Source organism: Thauera sp., assembly GCF_034003485.1.
In the GTDB taxonomy this organism is placed as follows: domain Bacteria; phylum Pseudomonadota; class Gammaproteobacteria; order Burkholderiales; family Rhodocyclaceae; genus Thauera.
In genome coordinates, this window is record NZ_JAVEYL010000010.1 from 25,484 (window position 1) to 39,623 (window position 14,140).

At 67.6% G+C, this 14,140-nt stretch carries 14 protein-coding genes; 12 read left to right on the forward strand and 2 right to left on the reverse strand.

Annotated features, from left to right (window positions below):
- Window positions 1-32: 32 nt before the first annotated feature.
- The 9 genes from RBT54_RS07275 (at window position 33) to RBT54_RS07315 (ending at window position 7,338) form a co-directional block, all read left to right on the forward strand.
- A complete protein-coding gene (locus RBT54_RS07275; RefSeq protein ID WP_320365645.1) occupies window positions 33-2,483 on the forward strand; it encodes an EAL domain-containing protein in 2,451 nt (816 codons plus the stop codon).
- On the forward strand, window positions 2,480-3,667 hold the full coding sequence (locus tag RBT54_RS07280; protein ID WP_320365647.1) for a hypothetical protein: 1,188 nt from the start codon (window positions 2,480-2,482) through the stop codon (window positions 3,665-3,667). The genes RBT54_RS07275 and RBT54_RS07280 overlap by 4 nt, the downstream gene beginning before the upstream one ends.
- Window positions 3,654-4,130: a hypothetical protein gene (locus tag RBT54_RS07285; protein WP_320365649.1), complete on the forward strand. Its 477-nt coding sequence runs from the start codon at window positions 3,654-3,656 to the stop codon at window positions 4,128-4,130. The genes RBT54_RS07280 and RBT54_RS07285 overlap by 14 nt, the downstream gene beginning before the upstream one ends.
- Before the next feature lie 80 nt (window positions 4,131-4,210).
- On the forward strand, window positions 4,211-4,417 hold the full coding sequence (locus tag RBT54_RS07290) for a hemin uptake protein HemP (RefSeq protein WP_320365652.1): 207 nt from the start codon (window positions 4,211-4,213) through the stop codon (window positions 4,415-4,417).
- 47 nt (window positions 4,418-4,464) lie between these two features.
- A complete protein-coding gene (locus RBT54_RS07295) occupies window positions 4,465-4,704 on the forward strand; it encodes a (2Fe-2S)-binding protein (protein WP_320365654.1) in 240 nt (79 codons plus the stop codon).
- Window positions 4,701-5,180 carry a bacterioferritin gene (bfr, locus tag RBT54_RS07300; RefSeq protein ID WP_320365656.1) on the forward strand — a complete coding sequence of 160 codons (480 nt, stop codon included), beginning with the start codon at window positions 4,701-4,703 and terminating at the stop codon, window positions 5,178-5,180. The genes RBT54_RS07295 and bfr overlap by 4 nt, the downstream gene beginning before the upstream one ends.
- Before the next feature lie 258 nt (window positions 5,181-5,438).
- Complete coding sequence (locus tag RBT54_RS07305; RefSeq protein ID WP_320365848.1) at window positions 5,439-6,140, forward strand: energy transducer TonB; 702 nt, start codon at window positions 5,439-5,441, stop codon at window positions 6,138-6,140.
- A 2-nt stretch (window positions 6,141-6,142) separates the two neighbouring features.
- Entirely contained in the window at window positions 6,143-6,916 is a 774-nt protein-coding gene (locus tag RBT54_RS07310; RefSeq protein WP_320365658.1) for a MotA/TolQ/ExbB proton channel family protein, read from the forward strand.
- Window positions 6,916-7,338, forward strand: coding sequence for a biopolymer transporter ExbD (locus RBT54_RS07315; RefSeq protein ID WP_320365660.1), 423 nt, complete (start codon window positions 6,916-6,918; stop codon window positions 7,336-7,338). The genes RBT54_RS07310 and RBT54_RS07315 overlap by 1 nt, the downstream gene beginning before the upstream one ends.
- A 100-nt stretch (window positions 7,339-7,438) precedes the next feature.
- Here RBT54_RS07315 and RBT54_RS07320 read toward each other — a convergent pair whose 3' ends face one another.
- The gene (locus tag RBT54_RS07320; protein WP_320365849.1) at window positions 7,439-7,897 is read right to left on the reverse strand and encodes a Fur family transcriptional regulator; all 459 of its coding nucleotides are present in this window, start codon (window positions 7,895-7,897) and stop codon (window positions 7,439-7,441) included.
- 137 nt (window positions 7,898-8,034) lie between these two features.
- Window positions 8,035-9,033 (reverse strand): cytochrome-c peroxidase, encoded by a 999-nt coding sequence (locus RBT54_RS07325; protein WP_320365662.1) that lies wholly within the window; start codon window positions 9,031-9,033, stop codon window positions 8,035-8,037.
- A gap of 307 nt (window positions 9,034-9,340) precedes the next feature.
- Between RBT54_RS07325 and RBT54_RS07330 the strand changes: the two genes are divergently transcribed.
- Genes RBT54_RS07330 through RBT54_RS07340 form a run of 3 tightly spaced genes read left to right on the forward strand, consistent with a single transcriptional unit; the run spans window position 9,341 to window position 14,078 of the window.
- Window positions 9,341-10,633 (forward strand): efflux RND transporter periplasmic adaptor subunit, encoded by a 1,293-nt coding sequence (locus tag RBT54_RS07330; RefSeq protein ID WP_320365664.1) that lies wholly within the window; start codon window positions 9,341-9,343, stop codon window positions 10,631-10,633.
- A complete protein-coding gene (locus RBT54_RS07335; protein WP_320365666.1) occupies window positions 10,630-12,681 on the forward strand; it encodes a MacB family efflux pump subunit in 2,052 nt (683 codons plus the stop codon). The genes RBT54_RS07330 and RBT54_RS07335 overlap by 4 nt, the downstream gene beginning before the upstream one ends.
- 8 nt (window positions 12,682-12,689) lie before the next feature.
- Window positions 12,690-14,078, forward strand: coding sequence for an efflux transporter outer membrane subunit (locus RBT54_RS07340; RefSeq protein ID WP_320365668.1), 1,389 nt, complete (start codon window positions 12,690-12,692; stop codon window positions 14,076-14,078).
- The last annotated feature ends 62 nt before the right edge of the window (window positions 14,079-14,140 follow it).

Here is a 14,140-nt window from a genome sequence, read left to right on the forward strand (position 1 = left end):
CAGCGCCTCCGACAAGCCGCCAGACCCGATCCATGCTGCTGCCCTTTCGCCACTCCTCCATCCGCGTCCGCCTGCTGCTCGCCAGCACGGTCGTGCAGGTCGTGCTGTTGAGCCTGTTGCTCGCCAACAGCATGCGGCTGATGAACAACGCGGTATCGGCAAGCCTGGACACCACCATCACCCAGAACGCAAGCATGCTGCACGCCATGGCCACGGCCTATGGCGAGCAGCAGCGCTTCGACGCCCTCCAGGACGTCCTCGGCGAGCTGCTCGCGGAGGCCGATGAAGGGCTCGTTTACGTCCGTATTGCCGGCACCGGCGACCAGGTGCTGGTTTCGGCCGGCTTGCCCTACATGACGCACCTGCCCGAGCCGAGCGAGCATCGCCAGAGCTTCCTCGCAGGGGTGGTCAGCACCGGGGAAGTGGTTCACGTGCGCAGGCCCCTGCTGCTGGCGAAGAACGAGGTCGGCGCCCTGCAGTTCGGCGTCTCCGTCTCGGTGCTGGCCGCAGCGCGGCGGGCAATCATGGAACAGGGGCTCGCAATCGCCATCGCCGAGATTGCGCTCACCTTCTTCCTGCTGTCGACCATCGGCTACTTCCTGACCCGCAACCTGCGCCGCCTGCTCGAGGGCAGCAAGGCGATCGCCGACGGCAGGCTCGACTATCGCGTCAGCGCGCAAGGCGAAGACGAGCTGGCCGTGATCGCGCGCCATTTCAACATCATGGCCGCCACCCTGCAGCAACGCGTGGACGAATTGCAGCACACCGCCGAATGCCTGCAGGCGAGCGAGGAGCGCCATGCAATGGCCTTGCGCGGGGCCAACGACGGACTATGGGACTGGGATCTGCGCGCCGGCACCGTGTATTACTCCGACCGCTTCTGCCAGATCCTCGGCGTGCCGCCCGGCTCGCTGCCGATCGCGGCGGAGGCCTTTCTGGACTTCATCCATCCGCATGAAGTCGAGGCTTTCCGGCAGCGCATGATCAGCCACCTGAAAGGCGACAGCTCGCAGTTCATGATGGAGTTCCGCGTCGGACTACCCGACAGCCCGCCCCGCTGGGTACTGATGCGCGGCGTCGCCAGCCGCGACGAGGACCTCCACGCCTTCCGCATGGCCGGCTCGCTGGGCGACATCAACCTGCGCAAACGCGCCGAGCAGCAACTCATGCACGACGCGCTGCATGACGGCCTCACCGGCCTGCCCAACCGCGCGATGTTCATCGAGCACGCCAACCGGGCCCTGGCCCAGCGCCGCCGCGGCGACCTCCGCGAGCTCGCGGTGCTCGCGATCAACCTCGAACGCTTCAGCCTGGTCAACGACAGCTACGGCCACGCCGTGGGCGATGAGCTCCTGCGCCGGGTCGCGGCACACATCTCCTCGTTCATGCGTCATGGCGACGTGTGCGCGCGAGTGGGCGGCGACCAGTTCGCCGTGCTGCTGAACGGCGTCGAGGGCTCCATCGAAGCGCTGCGCATGTGTGAAGACCTCGTTGCGCTCCCCGCCTTTGCGCCCAGCAGCACCGAGCAGGTGCTGCATCCACGCTGCCGCGTGGGGGTCGCACTGAGCGACAACGACCGCGAAGATGCAGAATCCCTTCTGCGCGACGCCGACAACGCCCTGCACAAGGCGCGCCGCAGCGAGACGGCGTCGATCGAGTTCTTCCATGCCGAGATGCACGCTCAGGCGGTGCGGGTGCTGCAGATCGAAGCCGAACTGCGCGCTGCGCTGAAGAGCGGCGACCTGACAGTGTTCTACCAACCCATCGTCGATCTCGGCAGTCAGGTAACGATGAGCTTCGAAGCCCTGGTGCGCTGGCCCCACCCGACGCTCGGCCTGCTGCCGCCTTCTGAATTCATCCCGCTTGCCGAGACCCTGGACCTGATCCACAACGTCGGCATGAGCGTGCTCGCCGAGGTCTGCGCCGACCTGTGCGGCTGGGCGCAGCAGCTTCCCGAGGGCACGCCGCTGCGGGTGAGCGTCAACCTGTCCGCACGCCAGCTCGCCCGGCCCCAGCTTGCCGAGGAGTTGCTGGCCACCATCGATGCGCGCGGTCTCGCCCACAGCGCCATTCGCTTCGAAGTCACCGAAAGCGTGCTCGCACGCCAGGACGGCCCTGCCATCAGTACCCTTCACGCGCTGCGTGCCGCCGGTATCGATATCCTCATCGACGACTTCGGGACCGGCTATTCCACGCTGAGCTACCTGCACACGATGCCGTGCAACCAGGTGAAGCTCGATGGCTCCTTCGTGCGCTCCATCACCCATGACGAACGCCTTCGTGCCATCGTGCGCCGCAGCATCGAGCTGGCCCACGACCTCGGCATGACGGTGGTGGCCGAATGCATCGAGGATGACGCCCAGTTGCAGATCCTGCGCGAAATGGGCTGCGACTTCGGCCAGGGCTACCTGTTCTCGCGACCGGTCGACCGCAACGCCACCCTTGCCCATCTGCAGCAGGTTCGCAAAGGAGCCCGTTCATGAAGCTGCCCCAAGTCGCCCTGCTCACGCTGGCGGCCTTCTCCACCCTGCCGCTGCAGGCTGTGGCCGCGGCAAGCGGCCCCTGGCAGTTCTCGGGGTTCGCCACCGCTGGTGCCGTCTTCACCAAGGCCGACGAGCTTCAGTTCGCGCGCGTCGGCATCGACGCGCCGGGCGGCAGCAGGGTCGACACGGGACCGGACTCGGTCCTGGGCCTGCAGGCCGGACTGAAGTTCGGCGAGCGCAGCGCCGCCGTCGTGCAGCTCGTCACCCGCGAGACGCAGCGTGGCGACTACGACCCCCGCGCCGCCCTGGCCTTTGTCAGCCACGCTCTGACGCCGGAGCTGACGGTGCGGGCCGGCCGCCTGCGCAGCCCCTTTTTCATGCTGTCCGACACGGCCGACATCAACTACAACCAGACCTGGGTTCGGCCACCGGTCGAGGTCTATGGCCTCAACCCGTTCTCCGACCTCGACGGCATAGATCTGCTGCATCGGAGCAGGATCGGCGAAGCCTTCGTCGAACTGCACCCTTACGCGGGACGCAGCCGGGTGCCGGTGATCGGCGGCGGCAGCGCCCGGCTCAGCAACCTGGTCGGCATGCGGGTGACCGTCGAGGTTGGCCACCTGAACCTGAGCGCGGGTTACGCCAAAGCCGACCTCGCCGTGCGCCGCACAACGGTTGCATCGCTCGATCTGTCGCCTGCGCTGGCGAGCCGTCTGAGTGGCTCAGGTGCCGACGCAAGCTTCAGCTCCCTTGGCCTGCAGTGGGACGACGGACGCTGGCTGTTCAGCACGGAACTGGCGCGCACCACCACCAGCGCCTTTTCCAACAGCTCGACTGGCGCGTATCTATCGGTCGGGCGGCGTGTCGGCAAGCTCACGCCCTACGTGAGCCTCGCCCGCCAACGGGAAGACGACCCCCTGGCACACGTAGGTGTCGGGAGTAACGAAACCGAGCGCCAACTCATCGCCGGCTTCAACCGTACGCGCAACCAGGCGCAACGCAGCCTCACCGCAGGCCTGCGTTGGGACGTCCTGCACAACACGGCGCTGAAGGCGGAGTTCGCCCACGTGCGTACCGGCACCGGCGCACACGGCAGCTTCATCGCGCGCGAAGCACCGTTCGCATCAAAGGTGGACCACCAGTCGATCAACCTGATGAGCATCTCGGTCGATGTCGTTTTCTGAGCGCACCCTTCGTCGCCAGGCGCTGGCTGTGCTTGTCGCACTTGCCGCGCTGCCGCTGTCGTATGCCGGGGGCGTCTGGGCGCAGACGCCCTTGCCGTCCCCGACGATGGCTGTCGTCTCGGCGCGCCAGAGCGACCTCACCGAACTCGATCGCGAGAGTGCCGAACAGCTCTACCTCGGACGCGGCACGACGCTGCCGAACGGACGGACTGTCACCCTGGTCGATCTTCCCGCCGGCCCGACGCGCGACCAGTTCTACCTCCAGCTCACCCGCAAGAACCCCAGCCAGATCCGCGCCTACTGGTCGCGGCTGGTATTTACCGGCCGCGCGCAACCCCCGCGCGAGGCCGCCGACGCGGACGACGTTCGCCGCATCCTGCAGTCGACGCCCGGCGCCATCGCCTACCTTCCGCTCGACGCCGCGCAGGATCCCAGCCTGATCATCCTGCTCACGCTCGACTGAGCGTGAGCTTCGGCGCCGTTGTGCAGCGCCTCGAATCATGTTTTAATGCGAATCATTCTTGTTTTGAACCGCTTTAGAAAATGATCGAGATCGAGCCCAGCCACGACGTCCGCCCTGCCCCCGCCCGAACGATCGGCGCGAGCGACAGCGACCGGGATCGCGTCCCGACGCCCGCCTTGACCAGCGACCAACTGCTCGGTGGACTGCGAGCCGTAACGATCGAGCATGAGGGCACGCATTACGTCCTGCGCGCGACGCGCAACGGCAAACTGATCCTGACCAAGTAGATTCCCACCCGGACCACGGGGCCAAATTCCGGCAAGAGGGCTAGACTATGTACGTGTGCGTGTGCAGCGCCGTCACCGAAAAGCAGATCCACAAGGCGATCGACGACGGTATCGGCACCCTTCGCGAATTGCGGCAGACTCTCGGCGTAACCGCCGAGTGTGGCCGCTGCGCGCGATGCGCAAGGGATTGTCTGCGTTCCCGCGCGGAACCAGCACCGGATGCGAGGCCTGCCCTGCAGCCTGCTCGCGCGACGCCTGCTTACTCACCCGCCCTGGAGGCAACATGAAAGGCGACAAGAAGGTCATCCAGTTCCTGAACAAGCAACTGACCATCGAGCTGACTGCAATCAACCAGTACTTCCTGCATGCACGCATGTACAAGAACTGGGGCTTCGATCGACTGGGCAAGCACGAGTACGACGAGTCGATCGAAGAGATGAAACATGCCGACATGCTGATCGAGCGCGTCCTGTTCCTCGAAGGCCTCCCCAACCTGCAGAACCTGAACAAGCTGCTGATCGGCGAGAACGTGCCCGAGTGCATGCAGGGCGACCTCAAGGTCGAGCTCGGCGGGCGCGAGAATCTGATCGAGGCGATCGCCTACTGCGAATCCTGCAAGGACTACGTGTCGCGCGAGCTGTTCGAGCACATCCTCGAAGACACCGAAGAGCACATCGACTATCTGGAAACGCAGCTCGGCCTGGTCGAGAGCGTCGGCCTGCAGAACTACCTGCAGTCGCAGATGGGCTCGAGCGCGTCCTGATTTCCAGCCCCTCGCCCTGCCACCTTCCCCCAACCACTCGCTGCCTCTGCGGAGGCAGTCCCCCCAGCCTCCGCACCGATGCACTCTGCAGTCCAGGCCTTGCCATCCGTTTCGACCGAACGCACACCGTCGCAGCCGCTTCCGGGCAGTTATCCCTTTGCGCGCTCTGACCCCGGTGATCTCGCCAACGGCGCAGCCGCAAGCCCGCGGACACTGGTGAGCCTGCGGGGCTCGCCAGCGCGTCGGACCTTGCTCGCCGTGCTCGTGGCCGGTGTTCATGTGGCCGGCCTGGCGACCCTCGCCCACCTCGGCATGCAGCAGCCCACGCCGCCCCGGATCGTTCCGATCCAGGTCGCGCTGATCGAAGCCGAGCCGGTCGCAAAGCCCGCTCCAGAACCGGTGACACAACCCGTACCAGTGCCCGAGCCCACGCCCGCGCCACCACCACCGACACCCGAACCCCCGCCGCCCGAGGTCCGCCGCCCGGAGCCGCCTCCACCCAAGCCCGTGCCCAGGAAGCCGACGCCGAAACCCGTCGTCAACAAGCCTGCGCCGGTCACCGAGTCACCGACCGCGCTCAGCGCGCCTGCTGACGCCGCGCCCGAGCCCGCACCGCCCGCCCCGGCGCCTCCCTCAGCGCCGGCGGCGCCTGTGGCCCCAGCCGCTGCTGCGGTCACCGCCGCACGCTTCGATGCCGCTTACCTGAATAACCCACGCCCGGCCTACCCGATGTTGTCACGCCGACTGCGCGAGGAAGGCCAGGTGATGCTGCGCGTGCTCGTGTCGCCGGAAGGCCAGCCGGCCCGCGTCGAGTTGCGCACCAGCTCGGGTTCCGAGCGCCTCGACCGCGCCGCCCAGGAGGCCGTCGCGCGCTGGCGCTTCGTCCCCGCGCGCCAGGGCGATGTCGCCGTCGAGGCCTGGGTGCTCGTTCCCATCGTCTTCAAACTCCAAGGAAACTGAACATGGACAGTTCACAGGCCTTCGGCCTTGCCCATCTGTGGGCGCAATCCGACACCATCATCCGCAGCGTTGGCGTGATCCTGCTCGTGATGTCGATCACCAGCTGGTATCTCATCCTCACCCGCGCGCTACGCCAGCTGCGCGCGCGCCGTCACGGCGAGGCGATCGAGCGCTTCTGGCACGCAGCCGACCTCGACGCCGGCCTCAAGCTGCTCAACGAAGCGGCGCCGGATTCGCCCTTCGAAGCGCTCGCCCAGCAAGGCGCCGCCGCCGCGCAGCATGTTCGCCGCCATACGCACGACGACACCCTCGGCAGCACGCTCGACGCGGACGAGGTCATCACCCGCGCGCTGCGAAAGTCGATCGCGCTGTCCACCGCCGCGCTCGAATCCGGCCTCACCGTGCTCGCCTCGATCGGCTCCACGGCGCCCTTCGTCGGCCTGTTCGGCACGGTCTGGGGCATCTACCACGCTCTGGTGAACATCAGCGTCTCCGGCATGGCCACGCTCGACAAGGTCGCCGGACCAGTCGGCGAGGCCCTGATCATGACCGCGTTTGGCCTCTTCGTGGCCATTCCGGCCGTGCTCGCCTACAACGCGATCACGCGCGCCAACCGCCTCGAACTGTCCGAGCTCGACGCCTTCGCGCATGACCTGCATGCGTGGTTCTCCACCGGCGCGCGCATCGCCGCCGTTACCCCACGCGCCGCCAGCCAGCAAGATGCTGCCCTGCGGATCACCAGCGCCAGCCCGGCAAGCAGTCACGGAGCCGCGTGATGGCATTCGGCGGATTCAGTCAGGGCGACACACGCCCATTGCAGAGCGACATCAACATGGTGCCGCTGATCGACGTCATGCTGGTGCTGCTGATCGTGTTCATGATCACCGCCCCGCTGCTGACGCACTCGGTCAAGATCGACCTGCCGCAGGCCTCGAGCAATCCCACCCAGGAGAAGCCCGAGACAGTGTCGGTGTCCATCGACGGCGAGGGGCGCATCTTCTGGAACAACGAGGGCCTCGACGCAGTGGCGCTCCCCGCGCGCCTGGCTGCGGCCGCAGCGCAGACGCCGCAGCCCGAGCTGCACCTGCGCGCGGATCGCAACACGCGCTACGAGGTCATCGCCGACGTGATGTCGAAGGCTCGTGCTGCCGGCGTTGAGAAGATGGGCTTCGTCACCGTGCCCGAAAGCGCGCAGTAGCCGACGAGGCGCTCACCAGAAGCGACGAGGGCGCTGCAAGCTTGCAGCGCCCTCGTCCTTCGTGGCCCAGGCCTCGGAGCCCGTCATCCCTGCCCGGATGTCAATCGTGGCGATTACGCACGCGCACGATCACGTCGATTTCCTGTAGCACCGTACCGACCGGAAGGCGGGGGGTGCCGATGACCTGTAGTTCATCGTCGCCCAAGTCGCGGACCTCGCCGGTATCCATGTTGTAGAGGTGAAAATGCGGCGCCGTGGTGGAGTCGAACACAACACGCTGCGGATCGACGAAGAGTTCGCGGACCAGTTGCTTCTCGCTGAACAGGCGCAGCGTGTTGTACACCGTCGCACGCGACACATCCGGAGCGGACTCGCGCACATTCGCCCAGATCTGGTCAGCGGAGAGATGAACCGGCGCAGAAAAAAGCGCACGCGCAATCTCGATGCGCTGCTGGGTAACAGGCACACCCGCCCGCCGCAGACAGGCGATCGCGTCAGTAGAGGAATAAGCATTCGTGGCAGCCGGCACAGCGGCGGCGACACGAAACGAGGTTTTCATCTGGTCCATGCACGAATCTTGGACCCGGTCCAGGCCCTGGGTCAAGAGACTCGAAGCACTCGCCCTCAAAGCACTCGCTCGAGCCGCAGGACGCACCACCCACTGGCGGAGCGTCCCGACGTGGCCCCTGAGAGCGCTTACTTGAACGGATCCGGACGTGGGGTCTCGTTGCTCGAGGGAGGCAGGATCGGCATGGCGATTTGCGGCAGCTCACCGGTCAGCGTCTTCAGGAAGGCGACAATACTGCCGATTTCGCCTTCGCTGTAGGTACGGCCAAGTTGCAGGCGACCCATGATGTCCACCGCCTCCTCGAGCGTCCTGGCTTCACCGTCATGGAAGTACGGATAGGTCAGCTCGACGTTGCGCAATGTCGGCACCTTGAAGTTGAAACGGTCGGCATCGACACCGGTGACTGCCGAGCGCCCTTCAGCCGGCGACGAACTCTTGTACGGCTCGACCACGCCCATGCGCTGGAAGGAGGTGCCGCCCGCCGCCGGACCGTTGTGGCAGGCCACGCAGCCACTTTCCTTGAACAGCGTGTAACCGGCGAGTTCCTTCTCGCTCAACGCCTTGTCGTCGCCCACGAGCCACTTGTCGAAGCGGGAGTTCGGGGTCACCAGCGTCTTCTCGAATTCGGCGATCGAGTCGGTGATCATGTCGATGTCGATCTTGTCCTTGCCGTAGACGCGCTTGAATTCGTCCACATAGCCCGGGATCGACTGCAGGATGCCGACAGCGAGGGTGTGCGGCATGTTCATCTCGACATCGGCCTGGATCGGGCCGCCGGCCTGCTCCTTGAGGTCGGCCGCGCGGCCGTCCCAGAACTGGGCGATCGCCAGGCTGGAGTTGAACACGGTCGGCGAGTTCACCGGGCCGGCCTTCCAGCCGTGCCCGATGGAGGTCTTGAGATTGTCGGTGCCACCCATCGACAGGTTATGGCAGGTGTTGCAGGAAATGATCCCCGACATCGACAGGCGCGGCTCGAACCACAGCTTCTTGCCCAACTCGACCTTGCCCGGATCGGACACCTTCGCCGCCTCGATCGGCTTGATCGGTTCGTCGCGCACCGTGGCCGCCCACGCACCACCCGCGACAGCCAACGCAACGGCAACGCCCAGCACCTTCATCTTCGTCATGACACTTCTCCTTGCTTGCTCAGCGAAATATGTCTGGCGGCCTGGCAGTCCTGGCGCTGCTGCCGGCCTTGTGTTTCTCCTCGCCTCTGGCCCGAATTAGACGTTGTCTAATCTTCTCCAATCTTGACTCAGGTCAACCTTTTGACCGATTGCAACTGAACAAAGCAAGCCCAGCGCAGTCTTCCAAGGGGCAGCCGGCCAGACCGGATGCAGCATTCCGATACAACGCGACACGGGTCGAAGCCGCTATTCTTGACTCCGTAGATCAATCGGCCGCGCCACACCGGCGAGCGCCATCAGGAAGCCCATGAACACCACCCCCCCTTCACGCAGACCAACACGACCGAGCTGGGGTCGTCGTGCATTGCTGATCCTCGTTCCCGCCCTGCTCGCCGGCGCCTGGTACGCCTGGCCACAGGTGTTCGGCAAGCGCGATCCGCTCACCGGATATCAGTTCTCCACCGTTCAGCGCGGCGACATCGAGGACGTGGTCACCGCCACCGGCACCCTGCAGCCGCGCGACTATGTGGACGTGGGCGCGCAGGTGTCCGGACAGCTGCGCAAGATCCACGTCGAGGTCGGCGATACGGTGAACGCGGGCGACCTGCTCGCCGAGATCGACCCCACGGTTTACCGCGCTCGCGTGGATGCCTCGCGCGCGCAGCTCAAGAACCTGCGCGCCCAGCTCAAGGACCGCGAGGCACAGCTCGCGCTCGCCCAGATCCAGCTCCGCCGCCAGCGTGCGCTGATGGCCGAGGACGCCACCACCAAGGAGAGCCTGCAGACGGCCGAGGCCTCGGCGAAGTCGGCCGAGGCCCAGCTCGAGGCGGTACGTGCGCAGATCGAACAGATCGAATCCACCCTGCGCGGCGACGAGGCCAGCCTTCAGTACGCACGCATCCTGTCGCCGATGGCGGGCACGGTGGTGTCGATCACCGCGCGTCAGGGCCAGACGCTGAACACCAACCAGCAGGCGCCGGTGGTGATGCGCATCGCCGACCTGTCGACGATGACCGTGCAGACCCAGGTCTCCGAGGCCGACGTGAGCCGGCTCGAGCTCGGCATGGAAGCCTACTTCACCACCCTGGGCGGCAGCGGCAAGCGCTGGCAGGGCAAGCTCGAGAAGATCGAGCCCACGCCCACGGTGACCAACAACGTGGTGCTCTACAACGCGCTGTTCGACGTGCTCAACCCGGACGGCCTGCTGATGACGCAGATGACGGCACAGGTGTTCTTCATCGTCTCGCAGGCGAAGGACGTGCTGCTGGTGCCGATGGCCGCGCTGACCCAGGGCGCGCCGCGCGCACCGCAACTGAGCCCGCCGGCCTCCCCGGGCAACGCCAACGGCACCGGCCGCGGCATGGGAGCAGGCGCCGGCCAGGGTCGCAACGGCGCCGCGGCAGCGAGTGCCGGGCCGCGCCAGGGTACGGTCAAGGTGGCCGACGAGCGCGGCGGCGTGCAGGAGCGCAAGGTCGAACTCGGCGTATCCAACCGCGTCCAGACGCAGGTGCTGTCCGGCCTGGCCGAGGGCGAGCGCGTGGTGTCCGGCCTGGTCGTCGGCGCCGGCAGCAGCCGCCCGCCGATGACACCGCGGCTATGAAGTTCGACCAGCTTCCACCCCCGTTCGACGAGGCGCCCGACGTGCGCCGGCCCGATGCGCCGCAGGCAGCGAGCGCGCCCTCACCTGGCCAGGCGCTGAGCCGGGACACCGCGCACGCGCCGCTCACGCCGCTGATCGAGCTCTCCGCCATCACCCGCAGCTTCGTCACCGGCGAAGTCGAGACCCGGGTGCTGCACGGCATCGACCTCGAGATCTACCCCGGCGAGTTCGTCGCCATCATGGGCGCCTCGGGTTCGGGCAAGTCGACGCTGATGAACATCCTCGGCTGCCTCGACCGCGCGAGCAGCGGCACCTACCGCTTCATGGGCGAGGACGTGGCCAACTTCGACCGCGACGAGCTCGCCCGCCTGCGCCGCGAGGCCTTCGGCTTCGTGTTCCAGAGCTACAACCTGATCGGCGGCGCCACCGCGCGCGACAACGTCGAGGTGCCCGCGGTGTACTCCGGCATGCCGCGCGACGAGCGCCATCACCGCGCCGAGGAACTGCTCGCCAAGCTCGGCCTGGCCGAGCGCATTCACCACCGCCCCAACCAGCTCTCCGGCGGCCAGCAGCAGCGTGTGTCGATCGCGCGCGCGCTGATGAACGGCGGGCGCATCATCTTCGCCGACGAACCCACCGGCGCGCTCGACACCAAGAGCGGCGCCGAAGTCATGAAGCTGCTGCGCGAGCTCTCGGCCACCGGGCACACCATCATCCTGATCACCCACGAGCGCGACGTCGCCGAGCAGGCGCAGCGCATCATCGAGATCCGCGACGGCCGCATCGTGTCCGACCCCGGCCCGCGCCCGCCGCAGGGGCCCGAGCCCGACTTCGCCCCCCACGTCGATCGCACCTCCTCGCTGTCGGACGTGCTCGAGGCCACCCGCACCGCGCTGCGTGCGCTGCGCGCCAACCTGTTCCGCGCCATCCTTACCCTGCTCGGCATCGTCATCGGCGTGGCCTCGGTGATCGCGATGCTGGCGATCGGCGACGGCGCCAAGCAGAAGGTGATCGACCAGGTGAGCGCGATGGGCACCAACCTGCTCACCGTGCGCCCGGGCGCGCCCAACACCCGCGGCCGCGACGCCCCGGCCACGCTCGTGGTGGAGGACGTGCAGGCCATCGCCGGCCTGCCCAACGTGCTCGCCTCGGTCCCGGAACAGGGCGCCACGATCACCCTGCGCGCCGGCAACCTCGATCACCGCAGCAGCGTCAATGGCACCTCGGCCGACTACGTCGTTGCCCGCAACTGGGCGCCGGCCAGCGGCACCTTCTTCGCCGCCGAGGACGAGGCGCGCTACGCCACCGTGGCGGTGCTGGGCCAGACCGTGGCCAACGCGCTGTTCCCGGGACGCGATGCGGTGGGCGAGTTCATCCTGGTCAACAACATCCCCTTCCAGGTGATGGGGGTGATGACACCCAAGGGCGCCACGCCCTGGGGGCAGGACCAGGACGACATCGTGTTCATGCCCTTCAGCACCGCCAGCCTGCGCATCACCGGCCAGCGCTTCCTGCGCAACGTGACGGTGGCGGTCGAGGACGTCGGCCAGATCGACGACACCCAGGCCGCGGTGCAGAGCCTGCTGCTCGCCCGCCACGGTGTGGAGGACTTCCAGATCCGCAACATGGCCTCGGTGATCGACACGGTGTCGGAGACGCAGAACACGCTCACCGTGCTGCTCGGCACGGTGGCGGCGATCTCGCTGCTGGTGGGCGGCATCGGCGTGATGAACATCATGCTGGTGTCGGTGACCGAGCGCACCCGCGAGATCGGCATCCGCATGGCCACCGGCGCACGCACCAAGAACATCCTGCAGCAGTTCCTGATCGAGGCGCTGGTGGTGTCGGCGGTCGGCGGACTCATCGGCGTTGCCGTCGGCCTGGGCAGCGCGGCGATCATCGAGGCCTTCGGCACCGCGGTGCAATACTCGCTGACGCCGGTGGTGCTCGCCTTCAGTTGTGCCTTCCTCACCGGGCTGGTGTTCGGCTACCTGCCCGCGCGCAAGGCCGCCCGCCTCGACCCGGTGGTCGCCCTCGCCTCGGAATAGGTTTGTACATGCACCTTCAGTCAATAACCCGCGTGCTCCCCGGCGTCCTGCTCCTCGCCTTCACCGCCGGCTGCGCGCTCACCGAACCGATCGTTCGCCCCGACCTCGACCTGCCCGCACAGTGGGCCGAAGCTGGCGGCGCGTCCGCTGCGACCGCCCCCGTCCACGACACCTGGTGGCAGGACTTCGGCTCGGCGCCGCTCGATGCCCTCGTCGCCGAGGCGCTGGCCGCCGCGCCCGACCTGCGCATTCAGGCCGAACGCGTGGTGCAGGCCGAGCTCGCGCTGCGCCAGGCTGGGGCGTCGCTGTTCCCGGCGCTCGACCTCAGCGCTGGCAGCGGCGCGCGCAATGTCGACAGCAACGAGACGAACTCCACCAGCCTCAACCTCGGCGCCAGCTACGAGCTCGACCTCTGGGGCCGCATCGCCGCCGGCGTCGACGCCAGTCGCGCCGGCCTCGCCGCCACCCGCTTCGACCACGACGCCGCACGCCTGTCGATGAGCGCCAGCGTGGCGAGCACCTGGTTCCAGGCCCTGGCGCTGCAGGAGCGCCTGGACATCGCCCGCCAGAACCTCGCCATCGCCGAGCGCGTGCTGCGCGTGGTGCAGGCGCGCTACGACAACGGCGCCGCCTCGGCGCTCGAGCTGAGCCAGCAGCGCGCCACGGTGCTCAACCAGCGCAAGGCGATCGAGCCGCTCGAAGTGCAACTGCGCCAGACGCGCAGCGCGCTCGCCATCCTGCTCGGGCGCAACCCGCAGGCCGGCTTCCCGACCGACGAGCGCCTGGCCGCGCTGCAGGTGCCGATGGTCGACGCCGGCCTGCCCGCCGAGCTGCTGCTGCGCCGCCCCGACCTCGCCGCCAGCGAGGCCCGCCTCGCCGCCGCCGCGGCCAACATCGCCGCCGCACGCGCCGCGCTGCTGCCCGGCATCAGCCTGTCGGCCGGCGCCGGCGTGGGCAGCGCCGCGCTGCTGGCGCTCGCCGACACCACGCGCACGCTGTCGATCTCGGCCAGCGTGGTGCAGAAGATCTTCGACGGCGGCCGCCTGCGCGCCGACGTGGACATCCAGCGCTCACGCCAGCGCGAACTGCTCGAAACCCACCGCCGCGCCATCCTCGTCGCCCTCAAGGAAGTCGAGGACGCGCTCGCCAACGCCACCCGCGACGCCAACCAGGAAGCCGCCCAGCGCGAGATCCTCACCGAAGCCCAGCGCAGCCTGCGCCTGGCCGAACTGCGCTACCGCGAAGGCGCCGACAGCCTGCTCACCGTGCTCGACGCCCAGCGCACCTTGTTTGCAGCGCAGGACCAGCTCGCGCAGTTGCGCCTGGCGCGGCTCAGCGACGCGGTGAATCTGTACAGGGCCTTGGGAGGCGGATGGTCACGCCGAGAGCCAATCTAAAAGTTATTGCGAATTGTTCGCATTTCGTTAATACTTGCGCGCTCGATCAGCCAGCCACCTGA